The sequence below is a fragment of the Caulobacter sp. SRI_008 genome (assembly GCF_057586355.1).
Window position 1 is genome coordinate 184,868 of record NZ_JBYCZS010000002.1, and the last position, 18,446, is coordinate 203,313.

22 protein-coding genes are annotated in these 18,446 nt (G+C 69.2%); 15 read left to right on the forward strand and 7 right to left on the reverse strand.

All coding sequences use genetic code 11. The features are described 5' to 3' along the window. Positions 1–34: 34 nt before the first annotated feature. The 6 genes from AC2YHT_RS02890 to AC2YHT_RS02915 are packed head-to-tail and all read right to left on the reverse strand — an operon-like array spanning position 35 to position 2,812. Positions 35–412 (reverse strand): hypothetical protein, encoded by a 378-nt coding sequence (locus AC2YHT_RS02890; RefSeq protein WP_487288087.1) that lies wholly within the window; start codon positions 410–412, stop codon positions 35–37. Positions 413–462: 50 nt separating this feature from the next. Further along, positions 463–867, reverse strand: a complete 405-nt coding sequence (locus AC2YHT_RS02895; protein ID WP_487288088.1) for a type II toxin-antitoxin system VapC family toxin — start codon at positions 865–867, stop codon at positions 463–465. Further along, a complete protein-coding gene (locus tag AC2YHT_RS02900; protein ID WP_487288089.1) occupies positions 864–1,136 on the reverse strand; it encodes a type II toxin-antitoxin system VapB family antitoxin in 273 nt (90 codons plus the stop codon). Before AC2YHT_RS02900 ends, AC2YHT_RS02895 begins: the two co-directional genes overlap by 4 nt. Positions 1,137–1,156: 20 nt before the next feature. Continuing rightward, positions 1,157–1,921: a bifunctional 2-polyprenyl-6-hydroxyphenol methylase/3-demethylubiquinol 3-O-methyltransferase UbiG gene (gene ubiG, locus AC2YHT_RS02905; protein ID WP_487288090.1), complete on the reverse strand. Its 765-nt coding sequence runs from the start codon at positions 1,919–1,921 to the stop codon at positions 1,157–1,159. A 2-nt stretch (positions 1,922–1,923) separates the two neighbouring features. Continuing rightward, a complete protein-coding gene (locus AC2YHT_RS02910; RefSeq protein WP_487288091.1) occupies positions 1,924–2,310 on the reverse strand; it encodes a type II toxin-antitoxin system VapC family toxin in 387 nt (128 codons plus the stop codon). After that, positions 2,300–2,812 carry an AbrB/MazE/SpoVT family DNA-binding domain-containing protein gene (locus AC2YHT_RS02915; protein ID WP_487288092.1) on the reverse strand — a complete coding sequence of 171 codons (513 nt, stop codon included), beginning with the start codon at positions 2,810–2,812 and terminating at the stop codon, positions 2,300–2,302. The genes AC2YHT_RS02910 and AC2YHT_RS02915 overlap by 11 nt, the downstream gene beginning before the upstream one ends. A gap of 206 nt (positions 2,813–3,018) precedes the next feature. Between AC2YHT_RS02915 and AC2YHT_RS02920 the strand changes: the two genes are divergently transcribed. From AC2YHT_RS02920 to AC2YHT_RS02975, 12 genes are all read left to right on the forward strand, one after another. Next, a complete protein-coding gene (locus AC2YHT_RS02920; protein WP_110120202.1) occupies positions 3,019–4,266 on the forward strand; it encodes an aspartate kinase in 1,248 nt (415 codons plus the stop codon). Between the two features lie 7 nt (positions 4,267–4,273). Next, on the forward strand, positions 4,274–4,669 hold the full coding sequence (locus AC2YHT_RS02925; RefSeq protein WP_487288093.1) for a hypothetical protein: 396 nt from the start codon (positions 4,274–4,276) through the stop codon (positions 4,667–4,669). Positions 4,670–4,727: 58 nt separating this feature from the next. Beyond that, positions 4,728–5,192: a hypothetical protein gene (locus AC2YHT_RS02930; RefSeq protein WP_487288094.1), complete on the forward strand. Its 465-nt coding sequence runs from the start codon at positions 4,728–4,730 to the stop codon at positions 5,190–5,192. Between the two features lie 164 nt (positions 5,193–5,356). After that, complete coding sequence (locus AC2YHT_RS02935; protein ID WP_487288095.1) at positions 5,357–6,136, forward strand: helix-turn-helix domain-containing protein; 780 nt, start codon at positions 5,357–5,359, stop codon at positions 6,134–6,136. A gap of 88 nt (positions 6,137–6,224) precedes the next feature. Beyond that, positions 6,225–7,532, forward strand: a complete 1,308-nt coding sequence (locus AC2YHT_RS02940) for a family 1 glycosylhydrolase (protein ID WP_487288096.1) — start codon at positions 6,225–6,227, stop codon at positions 7,530–7,532. A gap of 74 nt (positions 7,533–7,606) precedes the next feature. Beyond that, complete coding sequence (locus tag AC2YHT_RS02945) at positions 7,607–8,551, forward strand: DMT family transporter (RefSeq protein WP_487288097.1); 945 nt, start codon at positions 7,607–7,609, stop codon at positions 8,549–8,551. Positions 8,552–8,808: 257 nt separating this feature from the next. Next, the gene (locus AC2YHT_RS02950) at positions 8,809–9,195 is read left to right on the forward strand and encodes a hypothetical protein (protein ID WP_487288098.1); all 387 of its coding nucleotides are present in this window, start codon (positions 8,809–8,811) and stop codon (positions 9,193–9,195) included. Positions 9,196–9,376: 181 nt separating this feature from the next. Continuing rightward, complete coding sequence (gene ptsP, locus AC2YHT_RS02955; protein ID WP_487288099.1) at positions 9,377–11,641, forward strand: phosphoenolpyruvate--protein phosphotransferase; 2,265 nt, start codon at positions 9,377–9,379, stop codon at positions 11,639–11,641. 178 nt (positions 11,642–11,819) lie between these two features. Further along, positions 11,820–12,872, forward strand: coding sequence for a helix-turn-helix domain-containing protein (locus AC2YHT_RS02960; RefSeq protein WP_487288100.1), 1,053 nt, complete (start codon positions 11,820–11,822; stop codon positions 12,870–12,872). A gap of 66 nt (positions 12,873–12,938) precedes the next feature. Beyond that, positions 12,939–14,078 (forward strand): flavodoxin-dependent (E)-4-hydroxy-3-methylbut-2-enyl-diphosphate synthase, encoded by a 1,140-nt coding sequence (gene ispG / locus AC2YHT_RS02965; protein ID WP_487288101.1) that lies wholly within the window; start codon positions 12,939–12,941, stop codon positions 14,076–14,078. A 181-nt stretch (positions 14,079–14,259) separates the two neighbouring features. Continuing rightward, the gene (locus tag AC2YHT_RS02970) at positions 14,260–14,706 is read left to right on the forward strand and encodes a translation initiation factor 2 (protein WP_487288102.1); all 447 of its coding nucleotides are present in this window, start codon (positions 14,260–14,262) and stop codon (positions 14,704–14,706) included. Next, entirely contained in the window at positions 14,703–15,302 is a 600-nt protein-coding gene (locus AC2YHT_RS02975; RefSeq protein ID WP_487288103.1) for a hypothetical protein, read from the forward strand. Before AC2YHT_RS02970 ends, AC2YHT_RS02975 begins: the two co-directional genes overlap by 4 nt. A 94-nt stretch (positions 15,303–15,396) precedes the next feature. Here the strand turns inward: AC2YHT_RS02975 and AC2YHT_RS02980 are convergent, their stop codons facing one another. Next, positions 15,397–16,779, reverse strand: a complete 1,383-nt coding sequence (locus tag AC2YHT_RS02980) for an aminotransferase-like domain-containing protein (protein ID WP_487288104.1) — start codon at positions 16,777–16,779, stop codon at positions 15,397–15,399. Positions 16,780–16,876: 97 nt separating this feature from the next. Here AC2YHT_RS02980 and AC2YHT_RS02985 point away from each other — a divergent pair, with 97 nt between their 5' ends. The 3 genes from AC2YHT_RS02985 (at position 16,877) to AC2YHT_RS02995 (ending at position 18,436) form a co-directional block, all read left to right on the forward strand. Continuing rightward, complete coding sequence (locus tag AC2YHT_RS02985; RefSeq protein WP_487288105.1) at positions 16,877–17,548, forward strand: LysE family translocator; 672 nt, start codon at positions 16,877–16,879, stop codon at positions 17,546–17,548. Between the two features lie 83 nt (positions 17,549–17,631). Continuing rightward, entirely contained in the window at positions 17,632–17,877 is a 246-nt protein-coding gene (locus AC2YHT_RS02990) for a hypothetical protein (protein ID WP_487288106.1), read from the forward strand. A 55-nt stretch (positions 17,878–17,932) separates the two neighbouring features. Next, positions 17,933–18,436: a molybdopterin-dependent oxidoreductase gene (locus AC2YHT_RS02995; protein ID WP_487288107.1), complete on the forward strand. Its 504-nt coding sequence runs from the start codon at positions 17,933–17,935 to the stop codon at positions 18,434–18,436. The last annotated feature ends 10 nt before the right edge of the window (positions 18,437–18,446 follow it).

Sequence of the window (18,446 nt, forward strand, 5' to 3'; positions counted from 1 at the left end):
GGTTCCCGGAAAAGGTCTCGAAAAAGGACTGGGATCAGTCGATCAGCCAGGTGATGGCGAAGCGCTCGCCGGTCCAGACCGCCACGGCCATGGACGCTTCCTCGGTTCCGAACGACAGGGTCGGGGCCTTCAGTTCGACCTGGCGCGGCTCGTCGGCGGCGCAGGGCGCGCCGACGTCCTTGGCGCAGGTGGTCGGATAGGTCCCGGCCGGCTGGGCGGCGATGAAGAAATTGGCCGTATCGGCGACAAGGGTGACGGTCTCGGGCTTGCCCGGCGCGGCGCCGCGCTCGACCACCAGCACATGGGCCCCGCCGCGGGGCTCCAGCCGGGCCTGGTCGGCCTTGCCGTCGCCGTCGAAATCCCCGGCCAGCGAAGGCAGGGCGGCGGCGAGGGCGAGCAGCAGGGCGGGCATGGGGAGAACTCCAAAGCTACAGCCGGAGGTTGGCGCGCGGCCTCGCGGCGTCAAGCCTCTTTCAGGGCTGAGCGTAGGTCGGTGCGGGTGAAGTCGTCGCCCTTGTAGAGCAGGGCGCCGTCGCCGTGGGTACGGGCCAGGGCGTAGGCGAAGCAGTCGCCGAGGTTCAACTTTGCGGGCGTACGTCGACCGAAACGCACGAAGGCCTCGATAGCGAGGCGGGTCAGGGCGGCGTCCACCGGTAATACTTCTATCCGAAGCGCCTGCAGGAGGCTTTCCGCCTCTAGCCGCCCGATCTCGCCCTTGGCCACTTCGGCGCGGGCCAGGATCTCCCAGTAGTTGACGCTCGATATCACACGTTGGCTGGGCTCATCGCGAAGCCTTGCGGTGAAATCGGCGGCTTCGGGCTCGCCGAGCAGGATCGCGACGACTGCCGAAGCATCGACGACGATCAACGGGGCAGGCCGTCGGCGTCGTAGAATTCGGCGTCGGACGGCATCGGGGCCAGTTCCGGGAGCGCCTGGAAGCGAGCCGCGATGGCGGCGACCTCGTCGAGATCGATGTCGGTCTGCCGCTGCCGGTCGCGTTCCAGCGTCGCGCGCACGGCGATGTCGATCGCCTCGGACAGGCTGCTCCCGCGTTGGCGGGCCAGTTCGCGGACGTGATCCGCGACCTGGGTTTCGATCTCGATGGTCTCAACCTTGGTCATAGCGGTAGAAAACATACCGCGAACCCCGTTCGACGTCACGCCGCCGGCTTGGTGACCGTCATCATGTAGTTGATGTCGACGTCGGTGGAGCGGCTCCAGCGGCCGGTCAGCGGGTTGTAGGCGACGCCGAACGGGCCGTGCATCTCGACCGGCTCGCCGGCCAGGAAGGCGCGCAGCTCCTCGGGCTTGAGGAACTGCTTCCATTCGTGGGTGCCGGGCGGCACCCAGCGCAGCACGTATTCGGCGCCGATCTTGGCCAGGGCGAGGGCCTTGAGCGTGCGGTTCAGGGTGGCGACGATCATCAGGCCGCCGGGCTTGAGCAGCTGGGCGCAGGTGCGCAGGAAGGCGCCCGGATCGGCCACGTGCTCGATGACCTCCATGGTCAGCACCACGTCGAACGGCCCCGCGCCCTCGGCGACCAGCTGTTCGGCGGTGGCCGGGCGATAGCCGATGGACAGGCCCTGCTCGGCGGCGTGGGCCGCGGCGGTTTTGATGTTGTTTTCCGAGGCGTCGATGGCGGTGACGGAAAAGCCCAGGCGGGCCATCGGCTCGCTCAGCAGGCCGCCGCCGCAGCCAATGTCGATCAAGCTGAGGCCCTCGAACGGTGCGCGCTCGTTGCCGTCGCGGCCGAAGCGCTCCAGCGCCTGTTCCCGGATGAAGCCCAGCCGGCAAGGGTTGAACACATGCAGCGGCGCGAACTTGCCCTTCGGGTCCCACCACTCGGCGGCGATGGCCGAGAACCGCGCCACGTCGGCGGGGTCGATGCTCCAGTTGGGCGTATTCGGGGCGCTCTGAGTCATGGTCAGCGTATGAGCACGACTTCGACCGGCAGGTCCAGATCGCTCCAGGCCCGATCGGCGGTCATGACGGGGAGGCCCTCCCGCATGGCCAGGGCGAGGCAGGCGCGGTCGCCGAGCGACAGGCCCTTGTGGCGGGTGGCGGTGCGCAGAAGGCCGGCCTGGATGGCGAGGTCGCCATCGAAGTCAGCGATGTTCAGCGCCAGCGTCGAGAGGCGGCCTTCGACGTCCGAAGGCGTTGCGCCGCGCTCGATCAGCTTAGTGACCACTTCAGCCAGGTTGACGGTGGATATCCGGGCGTCCTTGAGCGCCGCGGCGGCGCGATCCTGGCCGGATTCGCCAAACAGGATCGCCAGGACGGCGGAGCAATCCATGATGAATTCAGTCGTCATGGCGGCGTTGAGCCTCCCAGGCCCGGGCTTCCTCTTCCTCCTGAGCGGCCTCTCGGCGGCGATCTTCGATCAACTCATCGGACGCCAGTTTGTCGGAGGGGATAGCGAAGCTCGCCACCCAGTTCTGCAGACGACGCACGGACTCCGGAAGGCTGATGAGCTTGAAGAACTCACCATCCAGCTCGGCGATGATCACGCCGTTCGCTCCAGCGCCGAGCGCCGCGAGCACCTCGGGTGGAAGCGTCAGCGATCCGTTCCTGAGTTCCAATCGGTAGCTCTTCGGCCGATCGTGGACAAAGGCTCCGGCGTCGCCTTCGGCCATTCCTATCGGCGCGACCGTCTCAGCCGGACGGGCCTCCTCGAGCACGTTCCGCACATGCTGGTAGCGCTTGCCAAGGATGCGGGCGATGTCGGCGCGCTTGTAGCCGGCGGCGGCCAGGGCGCGGATCTTGCCGGCGACGGTGGTCTGGCCGGCCAGCAGGCGTTCGACCTCGGGCGACATGGCGCTTTCCGATCGTCTGTGGACAGGTAGATAGTCAGTCAGGTTGCGCCCTGCGTCAAATCCTCGCCCCATCCCGAGAAAAAAGACACATCCGCGACATTGCCGTTGCGCCAAGGCCCCGCTAGAAGGCGCGGGCTTGCGCGGAAGGACGGGTTCCGGCCGCGAAGGCGCAAGAAAAAACCGCTTTGGTTCGAGGATTTAGAGACGTGTCACGTCTGGTGATGAAGTTCGGCGGCACCTCGGTGGCCGACCTGGAGCGCATCCGCCGGGTGGCGCGCCTGGTCGCCGCGGAAGTCGCCACGGGCAAGCAGGTCGCCGTCGTCGTTTCCGCCATGTCGGGCAAGACCAACGAGCTGGTCGCCTGGACGGACGGAGCCGGCCGCGCCGCCGCGGGCCTTCCCGCGTCTGACGACGAGTACGACGCCGTCGTGGCGTCGGGCGAGCAGGTGACCGCCGGCCTGCTGGCCATGACCCTGCGCAACATGGGCCACAAGGCCCGCTCGTTCCTGGGCTGGCAGGTGCCGATCCTCACCAACGAGGCGCACGGCAGCGCCCGCATCGAGGACATTCCGCCGGCCAATCTGGAAGCCTGCTTCGAGGCCGGCGAGATCGCCGTCATCGCCGGCTTCCAGGGCGTGACCAGCAAGCAGCGCATCACCACGCTGGGCCGTGGCGGTTCGGACACCAGCGCCGTGGCCATCGCCGCCGCGGTGAAGGGCGCCTGCGACATCTACACCGACGTCGATGGTGTCTACACCACCGACCCGCGGATCGAGAGCAAGGCCAAGCGCCTGGCCAAGATCAGCTACGAAGAGATGCTGGAAATGGCCTCGCTGGGGGCCAAGGTGCTGCAGACCCGTTCGGTCGAGATGGCCATGGCCCATCGCGTCCCGGTGCGGGTGCTGTCGAGTTTCGTCGAGCCGGGCGAAGCCCCGGGCCAAGGTACGATCGTCTGCGACGAGGAAGAAATCATGGAAAAGCGCATCGTCTCGGGCGTCGCCTACAGCCGCGACGAAGCCAAGATCACCCTGCTGGGCCTGCCCGACCATCCGGGCGTGTCCTCGCAGATCTTCGGTCGTCTGGCCGACGCCAATGTGAACGTCGACATGATCGTGCAGTCGCGCGCCCGCAGCGCCGACACCGCCAACATGGAGTTCACCGTCGGCAAGCGTGACGCCGCCCGCGCCGTCGAGATCGTCCGCGCCGCCCAGGTCGAGATCGGTTTCGAGGACGTGGCCGTCAACGAGGACGTCGCCAAGGTGTCGGTGATCGGCGTGGGCATGCGTTCGCACGCCGGCGTCGCCCAGTCGATGTTCGCGGCCCTGGCCGAGAAGAACATCAACATCCAGGTCATCTCGACCTCGGAGATCAAGATCTCGGTCCTGATCGACGCGGCCTACACCGAGCTGGCCGTCCGCGCCCTGCACGCCGTGTACGGCCTGGACCAGCTGTAAGATACCCATGGACGGGGCCTGGAGACGCATCGACGGCTTCCAGGACCTCGTCGACTGGTTTGGCCGGGCGCCCGGCTTCCACGACGGTTACGTTCTGTCGCTGAAGATCGACTTCCCCACCGAGGCCGTGCTGGTCATGCACGGCTGGAGTATGACCGATCGCGTCGACGCCCGCGGCTATTTCGAGCTCGAAAAGCACTTCGTTGCGACGTTCCGCCTGGATGGCCTCGTTAAAATCGATCTCGAAGATACCGACCACGCCGGCGCTATCGTGGAGCGGCTGACGATCGACGCGGCTGGCGATCAGCTCGACTTCGCCATCAATCCTATTCTGGGGACCGGCGGGCTGTTGCGATGCCTGAAGGCCAGCGTCAGCTTCGAACCTGGCAAACCGACGACCTGACCTTCTACAAAACGTCGTCTTCGGACGTTATGAGGATCAGGTAGCCTTCGAGAGTCCCATGTCCGACGTCTTCAAGTTCGACCCCGCCGCCAAGACCGTCACCTTCCACGGCGACGCCGGCCTCGAGCTGCTCTACGATCTGCTGCTGCGCGCCAAGTTCGGCGACGGCTACGAAAAGCCGCTGCTGGTCAGCCCGTGGCTGGCGGCGCTGCTGCGCCAGCTGGACCAGGCCCTGCCGGACGATGGCCAGTGGTTCCCTGAAAAGCCCGGCCAGCCGATCTTCGACACCGACGACCTGCTGGCCATGGGCGACGCCGTGATCGAGGAAGGCCACACCGTCGGCTGGTGGACCATGACCGAGCCGGAAAAGCGCGACTATCTGCGCGACGTCGTCGCCGCGCCGCACCCGCTGACTGACCTGCAGGTCGAGTTCATCGAGAGCGACATCGACGCGGCCCTGGAGCAGGCCCGCCGCCTGGTCATGGACGCCGAGGAGCCCCTGGCCCTGCCGGGTCACGGCTGACGCCCTCCTTTGCTTTCCTGGGCCCTGTGCCCAGGATCCATGCTTCCGTTGTTCCTGAGTTCCGTGTCCTTGGCGGCCACATTGGCGGAGAGCGTCCTGTGGCGCACAGCCTGGCGCGGCCATGGGCCCTAGGCACGAGGCCTAGGGAGGCGGGATTTTTGTCGATGCGGCGGGTGGGACGCATCCGTTCCCGGCGCTACAACATCACCATGGGCCACGACCTGACCGCCCCCGCCGAGCTGTCCTTTCGCCGCTACAGCGTCGAGGCCATCTCGCACGCCCACGACTTCGACCAGATCGTGCTGCCGCGTCGCGGCGTGCTGGAGATCGAGATCGACGGCCGGGGCGGCCGGGTCGATCCTGGCAGCGCGGCGGTGATTCCGCCGGGCACGCGCCACGTCTGCGCCGCCGACGGCGAGAACCTGTTCGTGGTGGCCGACATCGGGTCCTCCCTGATGGCGCCGTTCGAGCGCCTGCGCGAAAAGCCGTTCGCCTGCGTCACCAGCCCGGTGCGCGGCCTGCTGTCGTTTCTGTCGGGCGAGGCGCCGGGCGGGATCGACGACGGCGTCGCGGGGCTGTGGACGCCGCTCCTGCTGCGCGGCCTGTCGAGCGGCCCGATCGCCGTCGATCCGCGCCTGGCCCGCGCCGCGGCGATGATCGAGGCCCGCTACCACCAGCCGCTGACCGTCCGCGACCTGGCGGCAGAGGCCGGCATGAGCCAGAGCCGCTTCTTCGACCGCTTCGCCGCCGCCTACGGCGCGACCCCGCACGCGGCCCTGACCGACGCGCGGCTGCGGGCCGCCCAGCGCCTGCTCGACGACCCGGCGCTTTCCATCGCCGAGATCGCCGTCCGCACCGGTCACGGCGACCAGAGCACCCTGACGCGGCGGATGAAGGCGGTGCTGGGCGTCACGCCGGCCGCCTGGCGAAAGGGGCGATGGTAGCGGTAAATCTATCGCTCGCCACAGCCTATCGACTTGGATCCGAAGCCTCGACCGCCGCCCATGTTGGAAAAACATGGGAGAGGAAATCGTGGATCGTCGCACCCTGATGCTGCAGGCCGCGGCCCTGGCCGCCCTGCCGGCCGGCAAGGCCCTGGCGGCCTCGCCCAAGTTCCCCGACCGCTTCCTGTGGGGCGCCTCGACGGCCGGCCACCAGATCGAGGGAAACAACGTCGCCAGCGACTTCTGGCTGATGGAGAACGTCGAGCCGCGCGGCTTCGCCGAGCCGTCGGGCGATGCGGTCAACAGCTTCGCGCTGTGGCCGCGAGATCTCGACCTGGTGAAGGCCCTGGGGCTGAACACCTACCGCTTCTCGCTGGAATGGAGCCGGATCGAGCCGGAGCGGGGCCTGGTCTCGATCGCCATGCTCGACCACTACAAGGCGATGATCGAGGGCTGCCGCGCGCGGGGCCTGACGCCGGTGGTGACCTTCAACCACTTCTCGTGCCCGCGCTGGTTCACGGCGGCGGGCGGCTGGACCAGCGCCGACTCGGCGGCCCTGTTCGCGGCCTTCTGCGACCGGGCCATGCGCCATCTGGGCGGAGAGATCGGCTACGCCGTGACCTTGAACGAGCCGAACCTGCCCGCCCTGCTGCTGTGGACGCCGATCCCGGCCAAGGCCTACGACCAGAAGGCGGCCAACCGCGCGGCGGCGGCCAAGGCGGCGGGCGCGGCGAGCTTCCCCGGCGGCTTCATGTTCCGGGCCGAGGAGTTCGCGCCGATGGTCCCCAACCTCGTGGCCGCCCATCGCCAGGGCAGGGCGGCGATCAAGGCCGTGCGCGGCGACCTGCCGGTGGGGATGAGCCTGTCGGTGGCCGACGACCAGGCGGTGGGTCCGAATAGCAAGCGCGACGCCAAGCGGGCGGCGGCCTACGGCGTCTGGCTGGAGGCGGCGCGCGACGACGATTTCGTGGGCGTGCAGAACTATGTCCGCACCCAGATCGACGAAAACGGAACCCTGCCGCCGCCGCACGACGCGCCGCAGAGCGACATGCACACCGAGATCTATCCGGCCTCGCTGGGCGGTTCGGTGCGCTACGTCCACGAGGCGACCAAACGGCCGATCCTGGTCACCGAGCACGGGCTGAGCACCCAGGACGACCGCCTGCGCGCGGCCTTCATCCCGCCGGCCCTGGCCAGCCTGAAGCAGGCGATCGACGAGGGCGTTCCGGTGCTGGGCTACATCCACTGGTCCCTGCTCGACAATTTCGAATGGTACCAGGGCTACGCCCAGAAGTTCGGCCTGGTCGCCGTCGACCGGAAGACCTTCGCGCGAACGCCCAAGCCCAGCGCCCACGTGCTGGGCGCGATCGCCCGGGCCAACGCCCTGGCCGGCTGAGGCGGGAGCCTTCGCCCGGTCTTCGGGAGCTTTCGCCAAAGCCAGGGGATCGCGCGCCTGCTAGGTCCGGGGACATGATCAGTCCCCGGAACCTTCTGCTCGGTCTTCTCTACGGTCTCATCGCCGGCGCGCTTTGGGGCGGGGTGTTCCTGGCGCCGAAGCTGCTGGAGGCGTTCACGCCGCTGCAGATGACCGCCGGACGCTACATCGCCTACGGCCTGGCCGCCGCCGTGCTGCTGGCCCCGAGCTGGAGGTCGGTGATGGCGCGGATGGACCGCCGCGACTGGCGGGATCTCGCCGGGCTGAGCCTGCTGGGCAACCTCGTCTACTATGTGGGCCTGTCGGTGGCGGTGCAGACGGCGGGGGTTGCCCTGGCCTCGCTGATCATCGGCCTGTTGCCCGTGACCATCACCCTGGCCGGCGCCCGGAAAGGCGAGGGGGCCCCGCTGCGCGCCCTGGCCGCGCCGCTGGCCCTGATCATCGCCGGCGGGGTCTGCATCAATGTGGCGGTGTTCACGACGCCGTCGGAGGTTCCGGTCGGCAAGCTGATCCTCGGCGTGCTGGGCGCGACCCTGGCCCTGGCGGTGTGGACCGCCTACGCCGTCTGGAACGCCCGTCGCCTGGCCGCGACGCCGAAGTTCAGCAGCCACGAGTGGTCGCTGCTGACGGGCCTGGTCACGGGGCTGTTGTCGCTGGTGCTGGTGGTTCCGGCCTTCCTGATGGGCGGCAAGGTGCATGCGCCCGCCGCCTGGGGCTGGTTCTGGATGGTCAGCTTCGCCGTCGCCATCGGGGCCTCGGTGATCGGCAACGGCCTGTGGAACGGGGCCAGCCGCCTGCTGCCGCTGTCGCTGTCGGGCCAACTGATCGTGTTCGAGACCTTGTTCGCCCTGCTCTACGGCTTCCTGCACGAGGGCCGCTGGCCGCACGTGCTGGAATGGTCGGCCATCGTGCTGATGCTGGCGGGCGTGCTGTGGTCGGTGCGTCTGCATCGGCCCGGGGCGGCGCACGCGGGGGAATAGCCTACCCCTCACCGTAAAATCCCCGCGAAAGCGGGGACCCAGGCTTTTTCTGAAACCCGTGGCGCTCGACGATAAAACACCTGGGTCCCCGCTTTCGCGGGGATTTTACGGGGAAAAGTGGTTCAGAAAGGCGGACCCAAACCTGACACCAACATGAACAGGCGCGTTCAGGTCGGGTTCAAACGGCAAGGCTCATAAACGTCCTCAACAGCGCCGCCTCCGGGTTTGGCGACGCTTCTGGAACAAGGAGCACTGCCATGAAGACCTTCGGTAAGTTCAGCAAGATCGCCATCAGCACCGCCATCGCCGGCGCGCTGGTCCTGCCCGCCACGGCCGCCTTCGCCGGCGATCGCGGCAAGAGCAACAAGACCGAGCGCGCGATCCTGGGCGCGGTCCTGGGCGGCGCGGCCGGCGCCATGCTGGGCGACGGCGACGGCGGCGCGATCGCGGTCGGCGCCCTGGCCGGCGGCGCCATCGGCGCGGCCACCGCCAAGGACAAGCGTCATCACCGCTACAGCAGCCGCTATGACGAGCGTCGCCCTTACTACAGCGACACCCGCTACGGCTATAACGACCGCTACGACCGTCGCGACCATCGCGATCGCTACGACAGCCGCTACGACTATTACGGTCAGCGCCGCTAAAGCTTGGCCGCTGACAAGCTAGGCAAGACGCCGCCCCTTTCCGGAGGGGCGGCGTTTTTTGCGCTTAAGGGTCGAGGAAAAACACCGCGCTCACTGTGCGGCGCGCGAAATCTGCTATAGCGCGCATGACAGGACGACGTGCTTCGACGCGTCGGAACCAAGGGAGCGCACGACAGGCGACATGGCAGGCCCCGGCATCGCCGTTCGAGGACCCAGAAGCCTGCTTCGCCAGATCCGCGAGGCCATGGCCGGCGGCGGACCCGCCCAGGCCAAGCTCGACATGGTGGTGCGCACCATCGCCGTCTCGATGGTCGCGGAAGTCTGCTCGATCTATCTGCGCCGCGCGTCCGGGGATCTCGAGCTCTTCGCCACAGAGGGCCTGTCGCGCGACGCCGTCCACGTGACGCGGATGAAGCCGGGCGAAGGCCTGGTCGGCGAGACCATGCGCCTGGGCCGGCCGCTGAACCTGTCGGACGCCGCCAGCCACCCGTCGTTCTCCTATCGTCCGGAAACGGGCGAAGATCCCTACCACGCCTTCCTGGCGGTGCCGCTGCTGCGCGGCGGCCGGGCCATCGGCGTGCTCGTCGTCCAGAACCGCACCGAGCGGGTCTATGAGGACGAAGAGGTCGAGGACCTGCAGATCATCGCCATGGTGCTGGCCGAGATGGTCAGCTCCAGCGAGCTCCTGGGCGCGGACGAGCTCAAGGACGTCGAGCTGGCGCCGCACAAGCCCGAGCGGCTGAAGGGCGCGCGCTTCGCCGAGGGCCTGGCTTACGGCGTCGCCGTGCTGCACGAGCAGCCGGTGGCCCCTGAACAACTGCTGTCGGACGACGCCCTGGCCGAGGAGGCCCGGCTGAAATGGGCCATCGAGGCCCTGCAGACCCAGATCGACGAGATGCTGGACGGCCAGCACGGCCTGGTCGGCGCCAGCTACGAGGTGCTCGACACCTATCGCCTGTTCGCCCACGACCGGGGCTGGAACCGGGGGCTGCAAGAGGCCGTGCGCTCCGGCCTGACGGCGGAAGCCGCGGTGGAGCGCGTGCGCTCCGAGCACCGCGCGCGCCTGGGCCAAGCCCGCGATCCCTATCTGCGCGAGCGGCTGCACGACCTGGAAGACCTCAACGACCGGCTGCTGCGGCACCTGTCGGGCGATGTCCACGCCGTGCGCCAGCTGCCCGAGGACGCCATCCTGATCGCGCGGAACCTGGGTCCCGCCGACCTGCTGGAATACGACCGCACCAAACTGAAGGGCATTCTGCTCGAAGAAGGCTCGGCCGCCAGCCACGCCGGCATCGTCGCCCGGGCGCTCGACATCCCGTGCGTCGGCCGCCTGGCCGGCCTGCGCGACCGGGTCAGCGAGGGCGACCCGGTGGTGGTCGACGCCGAGACGGCCGAGGCCTGGCTGCGCCCGCGCCCCGACGTCGTGAAGGCCCTCAAGGCCCGGATGGAGGTCCGCGCCCAGCGCAAGGCCGAGTTCGCCCGCCTGCGCGACACGCCGGCCTTCACCCGCGACGGCTCGAAGATCACCCTGCTGATGAACGCGGGCCTGGCCGTCGATCTCGACATCCTGGGCGAAACGGGCGCGGAGGGCATCGGCCTGTTCCGCACCGAGTTCCAGTTCATGGTCGCCGAGGAGATGCCGCGGCTGGAGGCCCAGACGTCGCTCTACGAAAAGGTGCTGGAGGCCGCCAACGGCATGCCGGTGACCTTCCGCACGCTCGACCTCGGCGGCGACAAGCTGCTGCCGTACATGGAGCTGGAGCGCGAGGACAATCCGGCCCTGGGCTGGCGCGCCGTGCGCATGGGGCTGGACCGTCCGGCCCTGCTGCGTCTGCAGATCCGCGCCCTGATCAAGGCCGCCGCCGGCCGCGAGCTGCGGATCATGTTCCCGCTGGTGGCCAATGTGGACGAGTTCCGCGCCGCCCGCGCCTTCGTCGACCAGGAAGTGGCCTGGGCCCTCAAGCGCGGCCGTCCCGCGCCGGCCCGCCTGGACGTCGGGGCGATGGTCGAGGCTCCGTCGCTTCTGTGGCATTTGGACGCGTTGCTGCCGATGACCGACTTCGTTTCGGTCGGCACCAACGACCTGATGCAGTACCTGTTCGCCGCCGACCGGGGCAATCCGCGGGTGTCGGACCGCTACGACCCGCTGTCGCCGGCGGCTCTGCGGGCGCTGAAGACCATCCAGCAGGCCTGCGAGGACACCGGCACGCCGGTGTCGGTGTGCGGCGAGATGGCGGGCCGTCCGCTGGAGGCTTTCGCCTTGGTGGCCTTGGGTTTCGACCGCCTGTCGATGCCCCCGGCCGGCATCGGTCCCGTCAAGCAGATGGTGCTGTCCTGCGACCGCGAGGCCGCCCGCCGCAACGTCGAAGCTCTGCTGAAAGGGTCCGGCGGGTCCTTGCGGGGCGAGATCGAAACCTTGGCCAGGAAGCTCTATGTCGCCGTCTAGACTGAGGGCGCGTTAACCCTGCGGCCAAGTTTAGTGCATTGAATCCGGCTACTTACTTTGATATCCACAATCAAATGTTAACAAAGGCCGGCTAGAGTCGGCGCAAGATCGGTCGGACTCTCGTGCGACGCGAATTTTCTGGGGTGATCTGTTCGTCATGCCGCTCGACACGGGCAGGGTGAGTCATTTGAGTCTGGTCGCCGAGGGCGACCGGGACGAGGCTGGGGCCGTGACGGCCGGTCAGCCTTCGGTCGATCACGGCGTCGACCTGGGCGAAGCCCTGCGCGCCGCTCGCCTGTTCCACGGCATGACCTTGCAGGACGTGGCCGACGCCACCCGCATCCGCCAGGCCTATGTCGAGGCGCTGGAGGACATGCGCCTGGACGAACTGCCCTCGCGGCCGTTCACCATCGGCTACATCAAGGCCGTGGCCAACCTGCTGCACCTGGACGCCGAGGCCGCCGTGGCCCGCTTCAAGCTGGAAGCCCACGACGACGTCGAGCCCCTGCGCGCGCCGATCGGCGTGCATCGCCAGCGCGACCCGCGCCTGGGCCTGCTGCTGGCCGGCGGCCTGCTGGTCGGCGGCGCCATCGTGCTGTGGAACGTCGCCCAGCGCGCCATGACCCATGACGCCGAGCCCAAGGCCCAGGTGGCCGCCGGCGCGGTTCCGCCCAGCGCCCCGACGGCCGTCGCCGCCGGCGGCGCTGGTGGCGACGGCGGCGGCTCGGTGTCGCTCGGCGCGCCGCTGCCGGCTCCGGTCGAATCGACCACCCCGACGCCCTATGTGACCCCCGGCCTGGAAGCCGCCGCCGCCGCCGGCGGTTCGGCCGACGCCGTGGCCGCCGCCGCCAAGGCCCGCAAGGAAGCCGAGGCCCAGGCCGCGCCCGAGGCGATCGCCAATCTCGGCGCGCCGTTCAAGTCCAAGGGCGCGATATACGGCGCGGCTCCGGCCGACTCGTCGGGCGTCATCCTGCAGGCCCGCAAGTCGACCTCGCTGGTGGTGCGCGGCGCCGATGGCGCGGTCTACTTCACCCGCTGGCTGTCGGCGGGCGACGCCTTCCGCGCCCCGCGCACGCCGGGCCTGGTGGCCGATATCGCCGAGCCGGGCGCCGTGGACGTGTTCGTCGGCGGCGTGCTGACGACGCGCCTGTCGGCCCCGCAGACGCCGCTGGCCAAGCTGGTTCCGGTTGCGCCGAAGCCCGTCGCCCCGGCGCCGGCCAAGCCGCAATAGGGTCTTTGGTCGAAGCCTTCGCGCTCGGGCCTTCTATCCGTCACCAAGACCCACTAGACTGGCGCCATGGCCGCTGACCACACCCACGTTCGTCCCTGGCGCATGATCGAGCGCCGCAAGTCGCGCAAGATCCGCGTCGGCAGCGTCGAGGTGGGCGGCGACGCGCCGATCTCGGTGCAGTCGATGACCAACACCCTGACCAGCGACGCCGCCGCGACGCTGAATCAGATCCGCCAGCTGGAAGAGGCCGGCGCCGACATCGTTCGCGTCAGCTGCCCGGACGTCGACAGCACCGCGGCCTTCAAGACCATCGCCCGCGAGGCGAAGGTGCCGCTCGTGGCCGACATCCACTTCCACTACAAGCGCGGCATCGAGGCGGCCCAGGCTGGCGCGGCCTGCCTGCGGATCAATCCGGGCAATATCGGCAGCCCCGACCGCGTGCGCGACGTCGTCAACGCCGCCAAGGACCACGGCTGCTCGATCCGCATCGGCGTCAACGCCGGCTCGCTGGAGCGCGAACTGCTGGAAAAGTACGGCGAGCCGTGCCCCGACGCCATGGTCGAGAGCGCGCTGAACCATGCCCGCATCCTGCAGGACCATGACTTCCACGAGTTCAAGATCAGCGTGAAGGCGTCCGATCCGTTCATGACGGTGGCGGCCTATCACCAGCTGTCGGAACGCATCGACTGCCCGCTGCACCTGGGCGTCACCGAGGCCGGCGCCTTGCGCACCGGCACGGTGAAGAGCGCCATCGGCATGGGCTCGATGCTGTGGGCCGGCATCGGCGACACCATCCGCGTCAGCCTGGCCGCCGACCCGGTGGAAGAGATCAAGGTCGGCTTCGACATCCTGAAGTCGCTGGGCCTGCGCCACCGCGGCGTCAACATCATCGCCTGTCCGTCCTGCGCCCGTCAGGGCTTCAACGTCATCAAGACGGTGGAGCAGCTGGAAGAGCGCCTGGCCCATATCGCCACGCCGATGTCGCTGTCGATCATCGGCTGCGTGGTCAACGGCCCGGGCGAGGCGCTGATGACCGACATCGGCTTCACCGGCGGCGGCGCTGGGGCGGGCATGGTCTACATGGCCGGCAAGCCCGACCACAAGCAGTCCAACGAGGGCATGATCGACCACATCGTCGAGCTCGTGGAGAAGAAGGCCGCCGAGCTGCAGGCGGCCCAGGCCGCCAAGGCGATCGCGGCGGAGTAGAGCGGGCGGCGGGAGAGCCTCTCGCCGACGTCGTCGCAAAAGCTTCAATTTTTCAAGGGCGTGCTGGCTGTCGCCGCCTCCTGTCGGTTTGAATTATTTCGATAACGACACTATGTTGCAGCTAGACTGTGCAATTGACCGCGTCTAGGTTGAGCCCTGTAACTTTGAGTTGGGGGCTATCATGAACACCTATCTTCGCGGCGCGTCGCTGTTCCTGGCGGCGGCCTCCCTGAGCGCGTGCGCCACCGTCACGCGCGGCACCACCCAGTCGTTCACCGTCGAATCCTCGCCGCCGGCCGAGGTGAAGACCTCGACGGGCTTTTCCTGCCCGTCGACGCCCTGCACCCTGAAGCTGCCCCGCAAGGAAGGCTTCACGGTCACGGTGACCAAGGCCGGCTACAAGACCCACACCTCGGAAGTCGTCAGCAAGATGAGCGGCGGCGGCGGCGCGGCCCTGGCCGGCAACGTCCTGGCCGGCGGCATCATCGGCATGGGCGTCGACGCCTCGAGCGGCGCGCTCAACGACCTGACGCCCAACCCGCTGAAGGTGGTGCTGGAGCCGGAAGTCGCCGCGGCGCCCGCGGCTGAAGCCGCCGCCGCCCCGGCCGCCGCGAGCGGCACGCCGTGAGCGCGCTCCGCACCTTCGCCCGCGTCTCGCGCGCGGCCCTGGTCGGCGCGGGCCTGCTGACCCTGGCCGCCTGCGCCAGCGCCTCCAAGCCCGAGCAGATGACCATCACCGCCAGCACGGTTCCGGCCGTCGCGCCCGGCGCGCCGGGCTACAAGGCGTTCCGCGTGGCCGCCGTCCAGGGCGGCGGCGAGACCAACCCGCTGTGGATGTCCAACGTCTCCGACAAGGACTTCAAGGTGGCGCTGGAGACCTCGCTGAAGGGCCTGAACTATCTGGCCGACAGCAGCGACAAGGCTTCGCTGGAACTGAAGGCCAGCATCGTCGACCTGCAGCGGCCGATGGCCGGCATCGACATGTCGGTGACCTCGAAGGTGCGCTACAGCGCCATTCCGGTCGCCGGCGGCGCGCCGGTGTTCGACGACACCGTCGCGGCTACGGGCACGGCTCACTTCGGCGAGTCCCTGCTGGCCGTCGAGCGACTGCGCAAGGCCAACGAGGCGGCGATGCGGGCCAATATCGAGGCCTTCGTCAAGCGCCTGCAGGAAGGTCTGAAGACCAAGGGCGGCGCCAGCAGCGCCAGCATGTACCAGCAGTAGGCGCTCGCGCCTTCGGCTGTGACGCAAGGACCCGGCGACGCCATGCGTCGCCGGGTTTCCTGTTTCCGGAGGGGGCGGCTTCAGATCAACGGCCTCAGATCACCGGTCGGGCGCGCTCGTCGACGTCGGCCAGGGCGGCGGCGACGATCCGCAGGCCCTCTTCCAGCTCGACCCGGTCGGCCGCCGCGCCCAGGGCCAGGCGCACGCCGGTGACCAGGCCCGGCTCGACGATCGGGGCGGCGGGCGGGGTGACCTCGGCGCCGCCGCGCAGGGCGCGGCCGGCCAGGCGCTCGGCCTCCAGCTCGCTCATCGGCAGCCACAGGTGCGGCGCGGTCGGGGTGGCCGGGCCGGAAAGGGCGTTGCCCAGGATCGAGCGGGCCAGGGCGACGCGGGCGGCGGTCTCCTCGCGGATCTCGGCCAGGATGGCGTCGGCCGTGCCGTCCTCGATCCACTGGCCGGCGATCAGCATGCCAAAGCCTGGCGGGGCGTAGGCGATGGCCCGCATGGTCTCGAGGATCCGCTCCAGGGCCGCGTCGTCGGGGGCGATGACGAAGCCGGCCCGCAGGCCCGGGGCCAGGGTCTTGGACACGCCGGAGACGTGGAACGTCCGCTCGGGCGCCAGCATGGCCAGGGGCGGCGGGGCGCTGGGCGCATAGGCGCCGTAGATGTCGTCCTCGATCAGGATCAGGTCGAGGCGACGGGCGACCGCGACGATCGCCTCGCGCCGGGCCAGCGACATGATCCGCCCGGTAGGGTTCTGCAGGGTGGGCAGCACGGCGACCACCCGCGCGCCGGTGGCGGCGACGGCGGCTTCCAGGGCGTCGGGGACCAAGCCCTCGTCGTCCATGGCCACGCCCTTCAGGCGATAGCCGGCGTGGGCGGCCAGGGCGCGGATGCCGTGGAAGGTCGAGGCCTCGCACAGCACCGCGTCGCCGGGCCGCGCCACCGCGCCGAAGGCCAGGGCCAGGCCCTGCTGGGCGCCGGCGCAGCAGACGAGACGTTTCCAGTCGGCGGTCTCGAAGCCGGCGCTGCGGGCCAGCCACTCGGCGGCGGCGCGACGATGCCGCTCCAGTCCCGCGGCGGGCGAATAGTCCAGATGGTCGGCGAGGTCGGGGCGGCGGCGCAGGCGCTGCATGGTCTCGCCGATCACCCGCGAGGCCGGCCAGTTGAGGGCGACGTTCTGGGCCAGGTTGATCGGCCCCTCGCGGCGGCGCGGCGAGCCGATCGCGCCGGGCGCGTTGACGAAGCTGCCCCGGCCGACATGGGCGCTGACCAGTCCGGCCTTCTCGGCCTCGACATAGGCGCGGGTGACGGTGCCCAGGCCCAGGCCCAGCCGATGGGCCAGATCGCGCTGCGGCGGCAGCCGGGTTCCGGCCGGCAGGGCGCCGGAGGCGACGTCGGCGCGCAGGGCCTCGACCAGGCGCTCGTAGATCGGGGCGTCGCCATCGGGCAGGGCGGGGGTCCAGGCGGCGGCCATCGGGCGCTCCAGCTACATTGTCACTGTATCAATATAAGTTTTGACTCGTAGATCAATCAAAATCATCACCGTGACATTCCTGTCCAGGGAGGTCTCGATGACCCCGCAACTGATCCTCGCCTTCGTTCTGTTCGCCTTCGCCACCGCCGGCACGCCCGGTCCCAACAACATGATGCTGCTGGCCTCGGGCGCGAACTTCGGGTTCCGCCGCACGATCCTGCACATCCTGGGGATCAGCCTGGGCCTGGGGGCGATGGTGCTGGCCATGGGCTTTGGGCTGTCGGGCGTGTTCAAGGCCTGGCCGGTGCTGCACGAGATCCTGCGCTGGGTCGGGGCGGGCTACATGCTGTGGCTGGCCTGGAAGATCGGTACGGCTCGGGGAATTTCAGAGCGCGAAGCGGGCGGCGGCCCGATGGGGTTCTGGGCGGCGGCGGCCTTCCAGTGGGTCAATCCCAAGGCCTGGGCCATGGCCCTGGGCGCGGTGACCACCTACGCGCCGGAAGGCGGTTCGATCCTGGTCGTGCCGATGCTGGCGGGCCTGTTCATGCTGGTCGGCGCGCCGTGCAGCGCCGCCTGGGCCGGCTTCGGCATGGCCCTGCGCCGGTTCCTCGACCGGCCGGCGGTGCTGCGCGGCTTCAACATCACCATGGCCGTGTTGCTGGTCGTGTCGCTGTATCCGACGATCTTCGGCGGCGGCCACGCGCCCAAGACCGCGCCGCGCGACCTGGCGTTCGCCTTCAGGCCGCTGGTCTTCGACTGGCGGGGGTGAGGCGCCCGATATCTTTCGAAACTGGACTGCTGGCCTGGTCGTGGCGAAATGACCGTTGCTGAATCAGTAACGGGGACAGTGGAGTGAACAAGGATCGAGCTCGTCGCAGCTCGGCGAATTTCATCGCCGTCTGCTGCTTCCTGGTCGCCGGCGTGATGTTCTTCGTGATGATCAGCGATGCGTTCTGGCCAGGACGCTTTCCCATGCGGGACGCCAATATCCGGATCATCGAGTTCATGGCCTTAGGGTATGTCATTCGCCTGCTGACGCGGATCGACCAGAAGCTCGACGAACGCGGCGTGGCGCCGGCGAGCGACGCGGTCGACTGACCTTGCGCCGACGCCGCGCGGAGGGTCAGATCGGGGCCCGTTCAGGAGACTATCCATGCGTCTCGCCCCCTCCTTCGCATCTGCCTTCGCCGCCGCCGTCCTGGCGCTCGCCCCCGCCGCCTTCGCGCCTTCGGCCTGGGCCCAGGACATCAAGGTGACCGTGCAGGGCCGCGACAGCATCGTGCTGACCCCGGCCGACTTCGCCGCCCTGCCGCGCGGCAAGGCGACCATGGTCGAGGGCGGCAAGAGCGCGGTCTACGAGGGCGTGCTGCTGAACGCCGCCCTGGTCCAGGCCGGCGTGGTGCACGGCGACCGGCTGATGGGCCGCTACCTGAACCAGGTGGTGATCGTGAAGGCGGCAGACGGCTACACCTCGATCCTGTCGCTGGCCGAGACCGACCCGTTCTACCGCGACAATCCGGTGGTCATCGCCGACCGCAAGAACGGCCAGCCGCTGGACGCCCGCGAGGGTCCCTACCGGGTGGTGGTGGACGGCGACAGGAAGCCCTCGCGCTCGGCGAGGCAGGTGAGCGCCATCGAGGTGCGGCCGGCCTACTGAGCCTGGACAA